Origin of the sequence: Streptomyces zinciresistens K42 (assembly GCF_000225525.1) — a bacterium.
GTDB lineage: Bacteria > Actinomycetota > Actinomycetes > Streptomycetales > Streptomycetaceae > Streptomyces > Streptomyces zinciresistens.
Window position 1 is genome coordinate 1 of record NZ_AGBF01000143.1, and the last position, 17,407, is coordinate 17,407.

The 17,407-nt window shown below is 72.9% G+C and carries 13 protein-coding genes and 4 pseudogenes; 6 read left to right on the forward strand and 11 right to left on the reverse strand.

Annotated features, from left to right (window positions below):
* Both SZN_RS27325 and SZN_RS27330 read right to left on the reverse strand, forming a co-directional pair.
* Nucleotides 1-594: pseudogene (locus SZN_RS27325) on the reverse strand (hypothetical protein); the annotation flags it as partial.
* Nucleotides 595-785: 191 nt separating this feature from the next.
* Nucleotides 786-1,046: a helix-turn-helix domain-containing protein gene (locus SZN_RS27330; RefSeq protein WP_007501168.1), complete on the reverse strand. Its 261-nt coding sequence runs from the start codon at nt 1,044-1,046 to the stop codon at nt 786-788.
* A gap of 32 nt (nt 1,047-1,078) precedes the next feature.
* On the opposite strand from SZN_RS27330, the gene map reads away from it, so the two are divergent.
* Both map and SZN_RS27340 read left to right on the forward strand, forming a co-directional pair.
* Complete coding sequence (gene map, locus SZN_RS27335) at nt 1,079-1,846, forward strand: type I methionyl aminopeptidase (RefSeq protein ID WP_007501170.1); 768 nt, start codon at nt 1,079-1,081, stop codon at nt 1,844-1,846.
* Nucleotides 1,847-2,083: 237 nt separating this feature from the next.
* The gene (locus SZN_RS27340) at nt 2,084-4,636 is read left to right on the forward strand and encodes an ATP-dependent Clp protease ATP-binding subunit (RefSeq protein ID WP_007501172.1); all 2,553 of its coding nucleotides are present in this window, start codon (nt 2,084-2,086) and stop codon (nt 4,634-4,636) included.
* A 74-nt stretch (nt 4,637-4,710) separates the two neighbouring features.
* On the opposite strand, the gene ggt is transcribed toward SZN_RS27340, so the two are convergent.
* The gene (ggt, locus tag SZN_RS27345) at nt 4,711-6,504 is read right to left on the reverse strand and encodes a gamma-glutamyltransferase (RefSeq protein ID WP_007501174.1); all 1,794 of its coding nucleotides are present in this window, start codon (nt 6,502-6,504) and stop codon (nt 4,711-4,713) included.
* 142 nt (nt 6,505-6,646) lie between these two features.
* Here ggt and SZN_RS27350 point away from each other — a divergent pair, with 142 nt between their 5' ends.
* Both SZN_RS27350 and SZN_RS39075 read left to right on the forward strand, forming a co-directional pair.
* A complete protein-coding gene (locus SZN_RS27350) occupies nt 6,647-7,405 on the forward strand; it encodes a hypothetical protein (protein ID WP_007501176.1) in 759 nt (252 codons plus the stop codon).
* 102 nt (nt 7,406-7,507) lie between these two features.
* Nucleotides 7,508-7,666 (forward strand): annotated as a pseudogene (locus SZN_RS39075) (acyl esterase); the annotation flags it as partial.
* A gap of 576 nt (nt 7,667-8,242) precedes the next feature.
* Here the strand turns inward: SZN_RS39075 and SZN_RS27355 are convergent.
* Nucleotides 8,243-8,650, reverse strand: coding sequence for a DUF6278 family protein (locus SZN_RS27355; protein WP_007501182.1), 408 nt, complete (start codon nt 8,648-8,650; stop codon nt 8,243-8,245).
* Between the two features lie 266 nt (nt 8,651-8,916).
* Here SZN_RS27355 and SZN_RS27360 point away from each other — a divergent pair, with 266 nt between their 5' ends.
* Nucleotides 8,917-10,677 (forward strand): SGNH/GDSL hydrolase family protein, encoded by a 1,761-nt coding sequence (locus SZN_RS27360; RefSeq protein WP_043733425.1) that lies wholly within the window; start codon nt 8,917-8,919, stop codon nt 10,675-10,677.
* 88 nt (nt 10,678-10,765) lie between these two features.
* On the opposite strand, the gene SZN_RS27365 is transcribed toward SZN_RS27360, so the two are convergent.
* The 7 genes and pseudogenes from SZN_RS27365 to SZN_RS42830 form a co-directional block, all read right to left on the reverse strand.
* Nucleotides 10,766-11,545, reverse strand: a complete 780-nt coding sequence (locus SZN_RS27365; protein WP_007501187.1) for an exodeoxyribonuclease III — start codon at nt 11,543-11,545, stop codon at nt 10,766-10,768.
* A 75-nt stretch (nt 11,546-11,620) separates the two neighbouring features.
* A complete protein-coding gene (locus SZN_RS27370; protein ID WP_007501188.1) occupies nt 11,621-12,256 on the reverse strand; it encodes an MBL fold metallo-hydrolase in 636 nt (211 codons plus the stop codon).
* Between the two features lie 33 nt (nt 12,257-12,289).
* On the reverse strand, nt 12,290-13,591 hold the full coding sequence (gene pcaDC / locus SZN_RS27375) for a bifunctional 3-oxoadipate enol-lactonase/4-carboxymuconolactone decarboxylase PcaDC (RefSeq protein WP_043733429.1): 1,302 nt from the start codon (nt 13,589-13,591) through the stop codon (nt 12,290-12,292).
* A gap of 786 nt (nt 13,592-14,377) precedes the next feature.
* Nucleotides 14,378-14,518 (reverse strand): annotated as a pseudogene (locus SZN_RS40125) (IS30 family transposase); the annotation flags it as partial.
* Between the two features lie 508 nt (nt 14,519-15,026).
* Nucleotides 15,027-15,437 carry a type II toxin-antitoxin system VapC family toxin gene (locus SZN_RS27380; RefSeq protein WP_007501194.1) on the reverse strand — a complete coding sequence of 137 codons (411 nt, stop codon included), beginning with the start codon at nt 15,435-15,437 and terminating at the stop codon, nt 15,027-15,029.
* On the reverse strand, nt 15,434-15,709 hold the full coding sequence (locus SZN_RS27385; protein WP_244313425.1) for a hypothetical protein: 276 nt from the start codon (nt 15,707-15,709) through the stop codon (nt 15,434-15,436). The genes SZN_RS27380 and SZN_RS27385 overlap by 4 nt, the downstream gene beginning before the upstream one ends.
* A gap of 176 nt (nt 15,710-15,885) precedes the next feature.
* Nucleotides 15,886-16,500 (reverse strand): transposase family protein, encoded by a 615-nt coding sequence (locus tag SZN_RS42830; protein ID WP_007501198.1) that lies wholly within the window; start codon nt 16,498-16,500, stop codon nt 15,886-15,888.
* A gap of 377 nt (nt 16,501-16,877) precedes the next feature.
* Between SZN_RS42830 and SZN_RS39090 the strand changes: the two are divergent.
* A pseudogene (locus SZN_RS39090) lies at nt 16,878-17,291 on the forward strand (tyrosine-type recombinase/integrase); the annotation flags it as partial.
* Nucleotides 17,292-17,407 lie beyond the last annotated feature (116 nt).

Below are 17,407 nucleotides of genomic sequence, written 5' to 3' on the forward strand. Positions count from 1 at the left end.
CCCCTTGCCCCCGCCCGCCGCGCCCGCGTCGTCCCCGAGGGACCCGGTGCCGTGGGCGCGGGGACCGTGGGCGCGGGGACCGTCAGGGGCGTGGTCGAGGCGGGAGAGGCGGGCGCGGAGTTCCGTGCAGCGGGCGGTGGCCCGTTCGTGGTCGTCGCGGGCCCAGGCAAGGTCGAGGCGGAGAGCCTCGGTCCGCTGCGGGCCGGACGCGACGGAGAGCAACCGGTCCAGTTCCGCCCGGCGTTCGGCGGCGACGCGCTGTTCGCGGAGCATGCGGCCGAGCCGGTCGCCGAGGGCGTCCCGGCCTCCGGGGCGGGCGTCGAACGCGGTCAGGGCGGCGGTGTGCAGGGCGCGGGCCCGTCCGGCCTCCGGGCCGACGCCGCCGGGGCCGTACTGCCCCCCGAGGTCGCGGAGCAGGGACTCCACCACGTCCCAGGGCGGCACCTCACGCCCGTCGAGGCAGGCCCGCAGGCCCTCCGGGTCGCGCCGCCAGAACACCCGGCACCAGCCGCCGCGTTGATCGAGCCGCGCCATGAGGCCGTTCAGATAGTCCGCGAACTCCCCCACACCGGAAGGGAGTTGATTGACCGTCATCGTCCCACTCCCGCCAGACCGGAGCACTCCGGTCCGTCAGGCAACACCAGTCGTGTTACGACGGTGCTACGGGGAGTTTTCCGGCGGAACGCAGCGTGCGCAGATGCCGCCGGAACGTGACGAACGCACCCCGGCACGCCGGACGCGCGCACCCGCCCGGAGCGGCCGCGGCGGCACGGCCGGCGCCGCCGTCAGGCCGCCGCCCCGACCGCCGGGGCGCAGCGCCCGACGAGTTCGTCCATCGAGAGCCCGAGGGCGTCCGCGAGGGCGGCCACCGTGAAGAAGGCGGGGGTCGGCGCCCGCCCGGTCTCGATCTTGCGCAGCGTCTCGGCGGAGACGCCGGCGCTCGCGGCGACCTCCGCCATGCTGCGGGGGCCGCGCGCCTCGCGCAGCAGCCGGCCGAGCCGCTCGCCGCGTTCGCGCTCTTCGGGGGTGAGAGGGGTGCGCACCATGACGCCATTCTAATACCGGTATAGTAATTGGCATGGTGGAACTGAAGACGGACGAGTCGATCGACGCGATGTACCGGACCGGGCAGGTGGTGGGCCAGGCGCTCACCGCCGTGAAGAAGGCCGCTGACGTGGGCGTCTCCCTGCTGGAGCTGGACGAGGTGGCCCGCGGCGTGCTGCGCGCGGCAGGAGCCTCCTCCCCCTTCCTCGGCTACCGGCCCTCCTTCGCCCCCACCCCGTTCCCCGCCGTCATCTGCGCCTCGGTGAACGACGCGATCGTGCACGGCATCCCGACGGACTACCGGCTGCGCGACGGCGACCTGGTCTCCGTCGACTGCGGCGCGCTCCTCGACGGCTGGGCGGGCGACTCGGCGATCAGCTTCACCGTCGGCGAGGCGCGCCCGCAGGACGTGCGGCTCATCGAGACGGCGGAGCGCGCGCTGGCGGCGGGCATCGAGGCGGCCGTCGTCGGCCATCGCATAGGCGACATCGCCCACGCCGTCGGCTCGGTGTGCCGCGCCGCCGGGTACGGCATCCCGGACGGCTTCGGCGGGCACGGCATCGGCCGCAGGATGCACGAGGACCCGGGGGTGCCCAACGAGGGCCGTCCGGGCCGGGGGATGCGGCTGCGGCACGGCATGGTCCTCGCGATCGAGCCGATGCTCCTCGCGAGCGGGCGGGACGGCTACCACGCGGCCCCCGACGGCTGGACCCTGCGCACGAACGACGGCTCACGGGCCGCCCACGCCGAGCACACGGTGGCGGTCACCGAGGCCGGACCGCGCGTCCTGACCGAGCGCTGAGCGGGCACTGAGCGGGCCGCGGGCGGGCCCGGCACCGGACTCCCCGCGGCACCCCCGTGCGGGCCCGCGGCGGCGCGGGACCCGGCCCGTGCCGAAGGTGCCCCGGCCCCTCGTTCGTGCGAAGGTGTTTCTGCGAACGCGGCCGGGTGCAACCGGGTTGCGCCCGGGTCACCCGATTCCGGCACGTCGATCAGCGAGGGCGACCCTGCCCGCGCAGGGACGCCGGATGGGAACGCCATGACCAGTGGCTTCAGCGGTCCCGACGACTACGACGCCTTCGGGGAATTCCTCGGCCGCTTCTTCGGCGGACCGCGCCCCGGACCCCGCCAGATCGACATCGGCCGGCTGCTCAGCCAGCCGGCGCGCGAACTGGTCAGGGGGGCCGCCCAGTACGCGGCCGAGCACGGCAGCCGGGACCTGGACACCCAGCACCTGCTGCGCGCCGCGCTCTCGGCGGAACCCACCCGGGGCCTGCTCAGCCGGGCCGGCGCGGACCCCGACTCGCTCGCCACGGAGATCGACGAGCGCTCGGGGCCCGCCCAGCACCCGCCGGGCGAGGCCCCGCCGCCCACCTCGCTGTCCCTCACCCCCGCCGCCAAGCGCGCCCTGCTCGACGCGCACGACCTGGCCCGCGCGCGCGGCGCCGGGTACATCGGCCCCGAGCACGTGCTCAGCGCGCTGGCCGCCAACCCCGACTCGGCCGCCGGGCACATCCTGAACGCGGCCCGCTTCGCCCCGACCGGCATGCCCGCCGACGCCCCCGAGGCCGACGGCGCGCGCTCCCTCGCCGACCAGCGCCCCCGCGCCGACACCGGCACCCCCACCCTGGACAAGTACGGCCGCGATCTCACCGACCTCGCCCGCCGGGGCCGGATCGACCCGGTGATCGGCCGCGACGAGGAGATCGAGCAGACCGTCGAGGTGCTCTCGCGGCGCGGCAAGAACAACCCGGTGCTGATCGGGGACGCGGGCGTCGGCAAGACCGCCGTCGTGGAGGGGCTGGCGCAGCGGATCACCGACGACGACGTGCCCGACGTGCTCGGCGGCCGGCGGGTGATCGCGCTGGACCTGGCCGGCGTCGTCGCCGGCACCCGCTACCGGGGCGACTTCGAGGAACGGCTCACCGGCATCGTGGACGAGATCCGCGCCCACTCCGACCGGCTGATCGTCTTCATCGACGAACTGCACACCGTGGTGGGTGCCGGGGGCGGCGGCGAGGGCGGTGCGATGGACGCCGGGAACATCCTCAAGCCGGCGCTCGCCCGCGGCGAACTGCACGTCGTGGGCGCCACCACGCTGGAGGAGTACCGCAGGATCGAGAAGGACGCGGCGCTCTCCCGGCGCTTCCAGCCGATCCTGGTGCCCGAGCCGACCGCCGCCGACGCGATCGAGATCCTGCGCGGGCTGCGCGACCGCTACGAGGCCCACCACCAGGTCCGCTACAGCGACGAGGCGCTGGTCGCCGCGGTGGAGCTCGCCGACCGCTATCTCACCGACCGCAGGCTGCCGGACAAGGCGATCGACCTGATCGACCAGGCGGGTGCCCGGGTGCGGCTGCGCTCGCGGACCAAGGGCACGGACGTACGGGCCATGGAGCGCGAGGTCGAGCAGCTGACCCGGGACAAGGACCAGGCGGTCGCCGACGAGCAGTACGAGCAGGCGACCCGGCTGCGCGACCGCATCGTCGAACTGAAGGGGCGCATCGCGGACTCCTCGGCCGACGAGGAGATCGACGAGGGCATGCACCTGGAGGTCACCGCGGAGGCCGTCGCGGAGGTCGTGTCCCGGCAGACCGGCATCCCGGTGAGCAGTCTCACCGAGGAGGAGAAGGACCGGCTGCTCGGCCTGGAGGCCCATCTGCACGAGCGGGTCGTCGGGCAGGACGAGGCGGTGCGCGTGGTCGCCGACGCGGTGCTGCGCTCGCGGGCCGGACTCGCGAGCCCCGACCGGCCGATCGGCAGCTTCCTCTTCCTCGGGCCGACCGGTGTCGGCAAGACCGAGCTCGCGCGGGCGCTGGCCGAGGCGCTGTTCGGCAGCGAGGAGCGCATGGTGCGCCTGGACATGAGCGAGTACCAGGAGCGGCACACCGTCAGCAGGCTCGTCGGCGCCCCGCCCGGATACGTCGGCCACGAGGAGGCCGGTCAGCTCACCGAGGTGGTGCGGCGCCACCCGTACTCGCTGCTGCTGCTCGACGAAATCGAGAAGGCGCACCCGGACGTCTTCAACATCCTGCTCCAGGTCCTGGACGACGGGCGGCTGACCGACGCCCAGGGCCGCACGGTCGACTTCAGCAACGCCGTCGTCGTGATGACCAGCAACCTGGGCTCGGAGGCGATCAGCCGCGGCGGCGCCGGCATCGGGTTCGGCGCCGGCGACCGGCAGGCCGCCGAGGAGGCCCGTACGGAGCGCGTCCTGCGGCCGCTGCGCCAGAGCTTCCGGCCGGAGTTCCTCAACCGCATCGACGAGATCGTCGTCTTCGACCAGCTGACCCCCGAGCAGCTGGCCCGGATCACCGATCTGCTGCTGGACAGGACCCGCCGGCTGCTCCAGGCCCAGGGCGTCGCGGTGGAGTTCACCGGGGCGGCCGTCGACTGGCTGTCCGCGCGCGGCTACCAGCCCGAGTACGGCGCCCGGCCGCTGCGCCGCACCGTTCAGCGCGAGGTCGACAACCGGCTCTCCCGGCTGCTCCTGGACGGCCGGGTCGGCGAGGGCGGCCGGGTCACGGTGGACGTGGCGGACGGCGCGCTCACGTTCCGTGCCGAAGAGCTGCCGCCCGCACCGGAGTTGTGAGCGGGCGCTCCTTCTGTCAGGGGCAGCGCCCCGGCCGGTCAGGGGCGCACCACCGTCCTGTCAGGAACGTCCTCTCAGGGGCGCACCACCATCGCCGAGCCGCCGCCGCGGCGGGTCTTCTCGGCGGCGGCCAGCCAGCGGCCGTCCGGCAGCCGCTGCACCCCGGTCGCCGCGCCGATCTCGGGGTTGGACCGGAAGGAGTGCCCGATGGCCTCCAGCCGGGCCCGCAACGGGCTGTCGTAGAGGCCGGGTTCGAGTTCGGTGAGGGCCGCGTTGCGCTGGCTGGCGCGCGGTGCGGCGATCGCGTCGACGAGCGGGAGTCCGCGGTCCAGGAAGCCGGTCAGGGTCTGCAGCACGGTCGTGATGATGGTGGCGCCGCCGGGCGAACCGAGCGCCACGACGGGCTTGCCGCGCTGGTCGAGGACGATCGTGGGCGCCATGGAGGAGCGCGGCCGCTTGCCGGGACCGGGCAGGTTGGGGTCGTGCGCGGCGGGGTTGGCCGGGGTGAAGGAGAAGTCGGTCAGCTCGTTGTTGAGCAGGAAGCCGCGGCCCGGGACGGTGATGCCGCTGCCGCCGGTCTGCTCGATGGTGAGCGTGTAGGAGACGACGTTGCCCCACTTGTCGGCGGTGGTGAGGTGGGTGGTGCTGTCGCCCTCGTAGGTGGTGGGGGCGGCCGTGCCGCGCGCGTCGCAGGAGGCCGGGTCGCGCGGGTCGCCGGGGGCGACGGGACTGGTCAGCACCGCGTCGTCCTTGATCAGGCAGGCGCGCGAGTCGGCGTACCGCTGGGACAGCAGCTGCCGGGTCGGTACGTCCTCGAAGGCGGGGTCGCCGACCCAGCGCCCCCGGTCGGCGAAGGCGATTCGGCTGGCCTCGATGAAGCGGTGCAGGTAGCGCACCTCGTCGGCCCGCGAGAGGTCGGTGTTCTCCAGGATGTTGAGCGCCTCGCCGACGGTGGTGCCGCCGGAGGAGGAGGGTGCCATGGAGTAGACGCCGAGACCGCGGTAGGAGGTCCTGGAGGGTGCCTGAGCGAGGGCGCGGTAGCGGGCGAGGTCCTTCGCGGTGAGGTCGCCGGGGCGGGCCCGCCAGCCCGAAGCGGGGTCCACGGGCGGCTTGTTGACCGTGTCGACGATGTCGTCGGCGAGCGCGCCGCGGTACAGGGTGCCGACGCCCTTCCTCGCCAACTCCGCGTAGGTGCGGGCGAGATCGGGGTTCTTGAACGTGGAGCCGACGGCCGGGAGCCTGCCGCCCGGCAGGAACAGCTCGGCGGTGTCGGGGAAGTAGCGGAAGCGGGTCTCGTTGGCGGCGGTCTGGGAGCGGAAGGTGTCGTCGACGGTGAAGCCGTCGCGGGCCAGCCGCTCGGCGGGCTTCAGCACCGTTGCCAGCGATCGGCTGCCCCACCGGTCGAGCGCCTGCTGCCAGGTGGCGGGGGTGCCGGGGGTGCCGACGCTGAGGCCGCTGCTGACGGCCTCGGCGAACGGGATCGCCGTGCCGTTCTCGGTGAAGAGGCCGGGCCCGGCGCTCAGCGGCGCGGTCTCCCGGCCGTCGATGGTGCGCACCGTACGGGACTCGGCGTCGTAGGAGACGAAGTAGCCGCCTCCGCCGATGCCCGCGGAGTAGGGCTCGGTGACGCCGAGCGCGGCGGCCGTGGCGACGGCGGCGTCGACGGCGTTGCCGCCCTTGCGCAGGACCTCGATGCCGGCGGCGGAGGCGTCCGCGTCGACGCTGGAGACCGCGCCGCCGTACCCGACGGCCACGGGCACCTTCTCGATCCCCGCCGCCGAGGCGCCGGGCGGGGCAGCCGCCGACACCGAGACCACGGCGGCAGAGACCGCCAGGACAGACAGTTTCCGCGCGACAGGGCGACGCATCAGCACCTCCGGTCAGGACCGTCCGCGCAGCGTAACCGCATCCCGCAGGTCCCGACAGACCGCGTCCGGCACCCGTCACGCGAACGCCGCGCGTCGAACACCGGTACGTACCGGCCATGGGGGACCGCTAGCATGCGCGCCCATGAATGACGACGTGCGCAACATCGTCCTCGGGATGGCCGCGGCCGGCCTCAGCGCCGCGCTCGGCTGGCTGGCCCGCACCTGTCTGTGGAACCGCAGGCTGCGCCGCAAGCAGGCGTTCTTCGGGCTGCCGGACAACTCCGAGTCGGTGCTCGTGGTCAACCGCGACGCGGGCAGCCCGGATCTCGCGGTGCACCGCTACGACGTGTTCGCCCTGCTGGAGCTGTCCGCACTGATCAAGGAGTGCGGGGCGAACGCGGACGTGATCACCCAGGACGCGGCGCGCCAGGGCTTCGGGGAGCGCACCGAGTTCTGCGTCGGCGGCCCCGGCTCGAACCGGCGCATGGCGGCCCACATGCGGGCCATGCTGCCCGGGATGCGGGTGAACGTGGACTCCGAACCGGGCCCGGACCGACTGGCGTTCCAGATCGGCTCCGAGCGGTACCGCCTGGAGAAGGGGGTGGGCGAGTACGTGGTGCTGGCACGCCTGACGACCGGTCAGCCCGGCCGCGCGCGGCCGGTCTTCCTGTTCTGCGGCCAGACCGCGATCACCAACCAGGCCGCGGCCCGCTATCTCTACCGCCATCACGAGCGGCTCGCCCGCAAGCACGGCAACAGCACCTTCGTCCTGCTGCTGAAGGTGGTCAACTCCCAGGCGTACGGCCCGGATGTGACCGAGCTCGTCGCCGATGTGACCCGGGCGGCCCAGGCGCCGCTGCCGACGACGGCGCCCGCCCGCAGTTCCCACCGGGCCCCCTGAGGGCCGGCGCGTTCCAGCGATCGTCACCGGCACGCGACTCACTGACGGGGTGGTTGAGGCAAGGGGACGCGGTCAGCGTTCGGCCTCGACCCGGAGCGGTAGTCCACGGACTACGACGTCCCGGCACGGCATCCGAGGGCCGTGGTCGTCGACGCGGTCGACCCGCGCCACATCGAGCACAACCCGTCCGGCGCGCGGCTGACCTTCTCCTCACCGGCGAACGACCCGTCGTACGTGTCGGTGCCACTGCGCGAGCAGTGATCTCCGGCCGGCGCCGGGCGGGTATGGCTCTGTGACTGCTGCCCCCTGCCGCCCCGTTCCTAGGGGCCGTGGGGGGAACCCCACCCGGCAGCAGTGTCCCTGGTCGCGGCCGGGGCCACCTCCATGGCCCGGGGGACGGACGAAACATCGTAGTCGAGGTCCGGCACGACGAGGATGCGGGCGCCTGAGAACGCCGTTGGACTCGGCATGGGTCTGACTCCCCGCTCAGGTGTGGAGGATCGTCGGGACGCGGCCCGCGGCGCGCTCACCCGCGGTCTCGGTACGGAACCCCCCGGGACCCCGAGCCCCCGCGACGCGGCCGCCGGCCGGGAACACGGCCACCTCCCCCCTCGGCCCCGGCGTGTCCGGCGCCCCGCGGGGCTCCCGTGTCACCGGAGTGCTCGTCGACGTCGTGCGGTTCGATCAGTGGATCGCCGGCCATGCCCGTCCCAGTCGTTCTGCCGTGCAGCTGTGGCCGCAAACTATCCAGGCGCGCGGGGGCTGGAAGCACGACACGCACTTTTCGGGCATTAGCCGTATTTACGCTGTTTTTATTCTCCACTACAGGTCAGAGCCTCACGCCTCCGCGACTTCCGCGTACAACTGCGACAACTCCGGGACTCCGCTGGCCGCCCACTCCTGGCCCGCGGCCACGACGTCGAACTCACGCCCGGAGGCCAGTCGGACGACCGGCTGGCCGTCCGGCCAGAGGTGCCAGGCCGACCCGGGCACCGTGCGCACGATCACCGTGCCCAGGTACAGACCCGCGTCGTTGCCGAGCCAGGGCAGGATCTCCTCGTCGTCCCGCCAGCGCGGCACCAGTTGGTCCAGTTCCTCCAACGAGGCGGCCGAGTCGTCGAGTTGCACCCCCGCACCGGACGCCTGGGAGCGCAGCAGCTCGCATTCGGAGAGGAGTTCGGCGATGCCTTCGGGGTCGGGAGCCCCGCGCCGCTCCGGACGATCGCCCAGAAAAGGGATCTTCATACGTCCAGCGTGTCATTCGCACGGTCGAACGCACCACAGGCGCGCGGACCACCGGTTCCGGTCGAGTTCACGCCGAGTTCGGGCATGGCTCGTTGACGGGTCACGGGCGCCTCTCTACTTTCTCGGTGCGCGGTGCGCCGTGCGCCGTGCGCCGTGCGCCGTGCGCCGTGCGCCTTGTGCGGACGCCGCGCCCCGGCCGCGGCGTCCGGAGGTGCCGCGTACGGCAGTTCGCCGTGCCGGGCGGTCGTGAACGGGAGGAGTCGGAGTTGCGCCGACGTGTGTGGAGTTCCGCTGTCGTCCTCGCCCTGTTCGCCGCGCTGGCGCCCGAGGTCACCGCGCAGGCGGCCGGCGGCGGAGGGCCGCTGCCCCTGGAGCGCCTCTTCGACAACCGGGCCGTGAGCGCCGACTCCCGGCCCGCCGAGGCGGACTTCGACGGGGCGGGCGCGTCCCTGTCCGCGACGGACCTCGCCGCCGCCGGCTGGACGCCCGGCCGGACGCTCACCGTGCAGGGCGCCCGGCTGACCTGGCCGCGCCGCGCGCCGGGGCGGCCCGACAACGTGCTGGCCGCGGGGCAGGACGTCCGGGTGAGCGGCCGGGGCGACGGGCTCACCTTCCTCGTGGCGGGCACCACGGGCACCGACACCGGCGGCACCGGGACGGTCACGTACCTCGACGGCACCTCCACCGGCTACCGGCTGACCGCTCCCGACTGGCGCACCGGACCGCTCGCCACCAAGGCCCTCGCCCTGCCGCGCGTCAACACCCCGGCGGGCCAACTCGCCCGGCAGGCACGGCTGTACGTGGTGACCGTGCCGCTCGCCGCCGACCGCGCGGTGGCCTCCGTACGGCTGCCGGCCGCGCCGGGGCTGCATGTGTTCGCGCTGTCGGTGCGGGCGCCCTCGCCGGGCTGGACGGGCAGTTGGGCGGCCGCCTCCGGCGGCTATCCGACGGTGGGTCCGTGGACCGACCGGACGCTGCGGCTCGTGGTGCACACCTCCGCCGGCGGACCGCGGGTGCGGCTGCGGTTCGACAACACCTTCGCGGCGGGGCCGGTACGCGTCGGGAGCGCCACGGTGGCGGTCCAGCGGGCGGGCGCGGCGGCGCGGGCGACGCCGGTGCGGGTGGCGTTCGGCGGCGCGGCGGGCGTGGAGATCCCGGCGGGCGCCCAGGCGTACAGCGATCCGCTCGGCTTCGCGGTCCCCGCGGACACCAATCTGCTGGTGAGCTTCCATCTGCCCGGGACCGTGCCCGCCGCGCCCGTGCACCGGCTCGCCCAGCAACGCTCGTACGTCAGCGAACCGGGCGACCACACCGCGGAGGCCGCGGCGGACTCCTACCCCACCGCGCTGACCAGCTGGCCGCTGCTGACGGGGGTCGACGTGAGCGGCGGGCCGGGCTCCGTGGTGCTGCTCGGGGACTCGATCACCGACGGCGACAGGTCGACGGCGGACGCCAACCGGCGGTGGCCGAACGTGCTGGCCACCCGGCTGCTGCGGCAGAGCGCGGTCCCCCGCTACGGAGTCCTCAACCAGGGTGTCTCCGGCAACCGCGTGGTCTCCGACCGGTATCCCGGGGACGGCGTCTCCACGGACACCGCGGGGGTGAGCGCCCTCAACCGCTTCGACCGGGACGTCCTCGCCCAGACCTCGGCCCGTACGGCGGTGGTGTTCGAGGGCGTCAACGACGTGCGCTGGGGCACGCCCGCCGAGCAGCTGATCGCCGGACTGCGGGCTCTCGCGGACCGGGGGCACGCGCGGGGTCTGCGGATGCTCGGGGCGACGATCCTGCCCTGCGAGGGCGAGGCACGCTGCACACCGGCCGCCGACCGGGAACGGGTCGAGGTGAACCGGTGGATCCGCTCCGGCGGCGCCTTCGACGGGGTGCTCGACTTCGACGCGGTGATCCGCGACCCCGAGCGGCCCGCCCGGATGCTGCCCGCCTACGACAGCGGGGACCGGCTGCACCCGGGCGACGCGGGGCTCGCGGCCCTGGCCGGCTCGGTCGACCTGCGGATGCTGGTGCCCTGAGCGCCGAGGTCATGAGCCTTCAAGGAAGTGTTTCGAAAGTCCCGCCTGCCCGCCCTGCGGGCGGACGACGCTACTTTCGAAACACTCCCTAGACCTCCAGGTCGACGACGACCGGCGCGTGGTCGGAGGCGCCCTTGCCCTTGCGCTCCTCGCGGTCGACGTAGGAGTCGGTGACGGCGCCCGCGAACGGCTCGTTGCCGTAGACCAGGTCGATGCGCATGCCGCGGTTCTTGGGGAAGCCGAGCTGGCGGTAGTCCCAGTAGGTGTACGGCCGGTCGTACTTCAGCGGGCGCGGGACGACGTCCGACAGACCGGTGCCGCGCAGGGCGGCCAGCGCGGCGCGCTCGGCGGGGGTGACGTGGGTGAGCCCCTCGAAGGCGGCCACGTCGAAGACGTCCTCGTCGGTCGGCGCGACGTTGTAGTCGCCCATCACCGCGAACGGGCGGCTGCCGCCCGCGTCCCCGGTGACGGCCGCCGTGAGGGCCTCCAGCCACTTCAGCTTGTACGCGTAGTGCGGATGGCCCACCTCGCGGCCGTTGGGCACGTACACCGACCAGACGCGGACCGGGCCGCAGGTCGCCGAGACGGCGCGGGGCTCCTCGGCGCCCTCGTAGCCCGGGTCGCCCGGCAGGCCCTTGACGACATCCTCCAGGCCGACGCGGGAGAGCACCGCCACGCCGTTCCACCGGCCGGTGGCGTGGACCGCGGCCTCGTAGCCCAGGTCGCGCAGCGCGTCGAGGGGGAACTGGTCCTCGGCGACCTTGGCCTCCTGCAGGCACAGGACGTCGGTGCCGCTGCTCTCCAGCCAGGCGAGGAGCCTCGGCAGTCGGGCGGTGATCGAGTTCACGTTCCACGTCGCGATGCGCATGTCCCCCAACCTACCGGGAGGGTCCGACAACGCCGGTCGCAGCCGACGGCGGGCCCGCTCCCCCGGCCGCTCGGCTCAGACCTCGGCCGAGTCCCCCGGCGTCAGCCGCAGGTGCTCCGAGCCGCCCAGCGCGCCGATCTGGCGGTCGTAGATCGGCCGGGCCAGATCGGTGAGCAGGGCGTCGTGGATGTCGTAGGCGCGCTGCGGGGCGACCTCACGGACGTAGTCGATGACATCGGCGATCTTGTTCCAGGGGGCCATGACCGGCAGCATCAGGGTCTCCACCGGCCGGCCGGGCACCGTGAGGGCGTCACCGGGGTGGAACACCTTGCCGCCGTCCACCAGGAAGCCGACGTTGGTGACGCGGGGGATGTCGGGGTGGATGACGGCGTGCAGCTCGCCGTGGACCTGGACGTCGAAGCCCGCCGCGCTGAAGGTGTCGCCGTGGCCGACGGTGTGCACGCGGCCGGGGAAGGCCGCGGAGACCTGATCGGCGACCGACTTCAGCGTCCAGATCCCGGCGGCCGGGTTCGCCTCCATCGCGGCCCGCAGGCGCCCCTCGTCGAAGTGGTCGGGGTGCTCGTGGGTGATGAGGATCGCCTCGGCGCCGGCGGCGGCGTCCGCCTCGCTGAACCCTCCGGGGTCGAGTACGAGCGTCCGGCCCGACTTCTCCAGCCGGACGCAGGCGTGCGACTTCTTCGTGAGCTTCATGGGTCCATCCTGACGCGCTCCCGCGGCGGACGCTCACTCCTGCGGGGTGGTCTCCTCCCGGATGACCTGCTGCGCCACCCTGAAGGCGCTGTTCGCCGCCGGCACCCCGCAGTAGACGGCGGCCTGCAGGAGCACTTCCTTGATCTCCTGCGGGGTGAGGCCGTTGCGCAGGGCCGCGCGGGTGTGGAAGGCCAGTTCGTCCAGGTGGCCGCCCGCGACCAGCGCGGTCAGCGTGACACAGCTGCGCGAGCGCCGGTCCAGCCCCGGCCGGTCCCAGATCTCACCCCAGGCGTACCGGGTGATGAACTCCTGGAAGTCCCCCGAGAACTCGTCGGCCTGCGCCAGCGCCCGGTCCACGTGGGCGTCGCCCAGCACCTCGCGCCGGACCTTGATGCCGGCGTCGTACGGGTCCGGCCGGCCCGCCGAGGCGTGCGCCGGCGCGGACGGCGGGGCGATCTCGGCGACGGCCACGGGCAGCGGCGGCGGCACGGCCAGGACCGGCTGGGCGGGGGCGGCGACGACGGCCATCTGGCCGGTGCCGGTGTCGTAGCCGGGCTGCCAGGCCGTGGAGAAGTGCCGCACCAGCAGGTCGGTGACGGCGGCCGGCTGCTCGACGGGGACGAGGTGGGAGGCGCCGGGGACGACCGCGAGGCGGGCGTCGGGTATCCCGGCGACCAGGGTGCGGGCCTCGGCGGGGCCGGTGACCTGGTCGTCCGAGCCGACCAGGACGAGGGTGGGCACGGCGACACCGCCGAGCTGCGCGCGAACGTCGAACGAGGCCAGCGCCTCGCAGGCGGCTATGTAGCAGCCGGGGTCGGTGGTGCGCACCATCTGCACGGCCCACTCGGTGATCGCGGGCTGGGCGGCGGCGAAGCCGGAGGTGAACCAGCGGTCCGGGGAGGACCGGGCGATCGGGTCGAGGCCGTTGCTGCGCACGATCACGCCCCGCTGCCGGAACTCGTCGGCCGTGCCGAAGCGGGGGGACGTGGCGATCAGGGCCAGCGACGCGACCCGCTCGGGGCGGCGCAGCGCCAGCTCCACACCCAGGGCGCCGCCGAGGGCGCAGCCCGCGTAGCCGAAGCGCTGCACGCCGAGGCCGTCGAGGGTGTTCAGCAGCCGCGCCGCGAGGTCGGTGACGGACCCGGCGGGGTAGGCGGGCGCTCCTCCGTGGCCGGGCAGGTCGAACCGGAAGACCCGCCAGTGCTGGGCCAGCTCGGGGACCTGCCGGTCCCACATGTGCCAGGTGGTGCCCAGAGAGGGGCCCAAGATCAGGACGGGAGCCTCTTCTGGCCCGTCAAAGCGGTATTGCAGGGTGTTCGACGGTGTCTCACTCACGCCTCAGACCCTCTCACGTCTCACGAAATCCCACAGAGCCCGGGGAACCCGACGGCTCTTGACCCTCTCGGCGCGGCGCATCCGGCACTGCCGGAACCCTGGAGGATGCCGGAACCCTGGAGGATGCCGGAACCCTCGGGGATGCCGGAACCCTCGGGGATGCCGGAACCCTCGGAGATCCGGATACGAGTGCTCCAGCGTGTACGCGTGGCCGTGGCGACGGTGCGTCCTCCTGGCTCGTGCGCTCTCCCGGTCCCGCCGCCGCGGCGCTTCCCTCTTCGGCACGGCTCGCAGGTGGCCCTGGTTGCAGGAAAGCGTAAAGCGCCGTCCCCCAGGACCGGCAGGATGCGCCCGGAAGCCCTCGGGAATCTCACCGACCAGCAACCCGAACACCACACGGTGGACAAGCTGTGTCCATCCCTCGGAGGAGACTTGGCCGTTGATCAGCCAGAAGACGACCGGTGACGCCGTCCCGACCTTCATCCGCGACGTGTGCCCGATCGGGCTGTCCTTCGCGCAGAACACGGTCGAAGCCGCGGCGCCCGCACTGGGCGAGACCATCCGCAACTGGCCCGACGCCAGCCCGGTCACCTTGCAGGACCCCACCTACGTCGGCGTCGCGGTCATGGCCATGCAGGGCCGCCCCGGCCGCACCCGCATCCGCACCCCCTACGTCTCCGACGCCGACGGCGCCCGCGTCGCCGAAGCCGCCTCGCGCCCGGGGACTGCACGACGCCGAGTCGGCGGCAGGCCCGCCCGAAGCGCCGCGAGGTGTACTCGGCGAGTTCAATCGGTCGTTGCAACACCGGGCTGCTGTAGCGAGCCCCGCTGTTCTTCGAAGAGCTCGGCCGGTGTCCGCCAACCGAGGATCTTGCGGGGCCGGTTGTTGATCGCCATGGCGACGGCTTCGAGGTCCGTGGACGACCAGTTGATCCGCCTTGCGACCCGGCGCCGGAGTGGTGCACCAACTCGCCGGGGACCGGTGGGCGGCCGTCGCGGTCGCGCTACCAGAGCCCCATGTCCAGTACGTCCAGGACGAGTTGGGCCTCCTTCGACATCGACGCGGGCCAGCCGACGAGGCGACGAGGCGACGAGGCGACGAGAGAAGGTGTCCACGACGAACACGACGTGGACGACGCCCGCCCAGGCCGCGACGTGCGTGAAGTCGGCGACCCAGGTCCGGATCGGGGCCGGGACGACGAACTCGCGGCCGAGCAGGTCAAGAGGTCCCACCGGAAGGGTTCCTGTGGGCCTCTGGCGCCTCGGACCGGCGCATCCCCCGCCAGCACATGGTACGTGTGCTACGTACCCCTCCCCACCTGCGTTTTCGCAGGTCATCGGCGGTTTCGTGCGCCGCTGGTGTCCGCGGCTGCGCCCTGGCCTCCGTGCTTGTTGCCGTCAGCGCTGCCGTCAAGGGTATAGACCACTGGTCGGGCTACGGCAGGAGTGTCAGCGCGGGGACGTGGGCGGGCTTGACGACGCTGAAGTGCCGCCGGTCGAGGGTGGCTACCCGCTCCACGCCGAAGCGCTCGGCCACCGCGATGACGGAGGCGTCGACCCCGCCGAGCGGGAAGTCGGCGTACTGGAGGACCAGCTCACCCATGCGCGTCAGGTCAGCGGGGGTGAGGTGAACCAGCTCGAATGTTCCCCGTGCGACCTCGGCGAGGAACGCCGCTTCGACCTGGGGCCAGCGCTCCAGCAGCCAGCAGACCTCGGTCATGACCGGGCTGGGCAGCAGACGGCGGCCGGTCAGAGACGTCAGCAGGGAGGCGCACTCCGGGTGACGCCGGTCGGCCGCGTTGAACGCCGCAGCCAGGGGCCCTGTGTCCAGGACCGTGGCAATCACGCCGAGTCGCCGAAGCGCTCGCGCATCCGCTCGCGGATGTAGTCGTCGTGCCGTTCAGCCAGATCCTCTGGGCCGTCCACGCTGCCGATCAGGGCCAGCAGCCCGGCCGGGACCGACTCCTCGTCCTCGTTCGCGTCGACTGCCGGCAGCGACCGGGCAACCTGGGACAGCTCTTCATCCTGGGTGACGAGCAGGCGCAGGCGTCGCACCTGGGTCGGGGTGAGCCGGTCCACCAGGTGGTGCATGTCCTCGTAGTCGTAAGCAGCGGTCACGCCAGCAGTGTAGGACGGCCCCGCAGCCTCGGACAGCCGGATCGGCAGAGGCTCACCCGCACTGAGGCTGCGCCAAGCTCGTTTTCGCAGTTCAGTGGGGCTGGCGTGATCCACCGGTGAGGTCCTCACGCTGATAGGCGGCATGATCGTCAGGGCGAGATCGTCCGCCCGTCTCGTCACCGCTGTACTTCGCTGTTCGCCAGGACGAGCAGGGCTCGCAGGAGCGTGGTGGCCTGCCGGGTGTCGGTGCGGAGCTTGGTCAGGGTCCGCCATGACTTGAGGTTCGCGAAGCCGTGTTCGTTGGCGGTGCGTTCGCGGCTGACCAGGCGGTTCGTCTCCTTCTCGGCAGCGGTCAGCTGGTGGTTGCGGGTGGCCTTGCGGCCGGTGATGATCACCGGGTCGTCGTCGGGTTTGTCGTCGAGGCCGACGAAGCCGAGGTCGGCCAGGGCGCCGAAGCCCGCTTCCCGCAGGTGTCCGGTGATCTTGTTGTGGCGGGCGGTGGTGATCTCGCTGGACCGGCCGGGCTTGGCCGCGGAGATCCAGATCGGGTTGCCCTTCTCGTCGGTCAGCGCGAGAAACAGCAGGCCATGGGTCTTGTGCTTGCCTGAGTGTGCGCCGTGAGGCGCTTGCTGTTCGAGTGGAGGTGAAAGGCCGTGCGTGCGCCGCGAGGCGCTGTGATCCGCGCGCGGGTGTGAGACCCACGCCGTCGTTTCGTCGCAGCGGGACGGCAGAAGCAGGAGGTAGCTGGGCTCGGCGAGTCGGCCGGGCCTGGTGGAGAGCAGCCCCGACAACGACGGGACGCACCGGAACTACCGGACGGTGCGGGTCCGGCAAGCGAGACGGGAAGGTGGACGCGAGGAACCAGCGGTGTAATGCCCCTCAAGACCTCCGCCAGCTCAAACCCGGTGGATCTGGGCTGGATCGCGGTGCGCACTGCCCGTATGGGCAGGAACTCCTGGACCGGATTGATCTTGTCGGTCGGGAGGCCACGGTGAAGGACTGCGGCGTAACCGTGGCGATGCCGCAGGGGCAAAGCCGGCCGCCTCACCCGACGAGCGGATCACAATGAACGTGGGAACCACCTCGAAGCTTTCGTCTCAACGCACTCTCCAGGTGCGATGGGGCGGGAAGGCGCGACGTCCGCCGACGGCCCGAGGTAGGGCGGAGGGTCAAGAAGCACAAGGAACGGCAGAACACGGAGCGCGAGACCGCAGGGTCAGCCTGGCAGGACGGCGGCCTCGTCTTCACCACGTCGACCGGCGGACCTCTCGACCCGGCCAACCTCACCCGCCGCTTCCGCACCTTCCTCGACCGAGCCGGACTCCGGTGCATCCGCTTCTACGACCTACGCCACTCGACGGCGACGCTACTTCTGGAACAGGGCGTCGATCTCGGCGTGGTCAAGGAGCTGTTGGGCCACGCCCACATCGGCGTCACCGCCGGCGTCTACGCACACGTACGCCTGCGCCTCCAACGCCAGGCCATCGACACCCTCGGCAACGCCCTGGACGGTCCCGCCAACGATGAGCCGGCCCGCAACGACGGCTACGACCCGCCGCCGTGCGGAGCCATCGTCCGCTGACGTTGCCGTCAACTACTGCCGTCAGACCGCCCCGAAAATCCGCAGCAGCCCTCTCCGGAAAAAACGGCGGGGGCTGCTTTCTTGCGCACTCTTTGGTTAGCCGTCCGTACACTCAG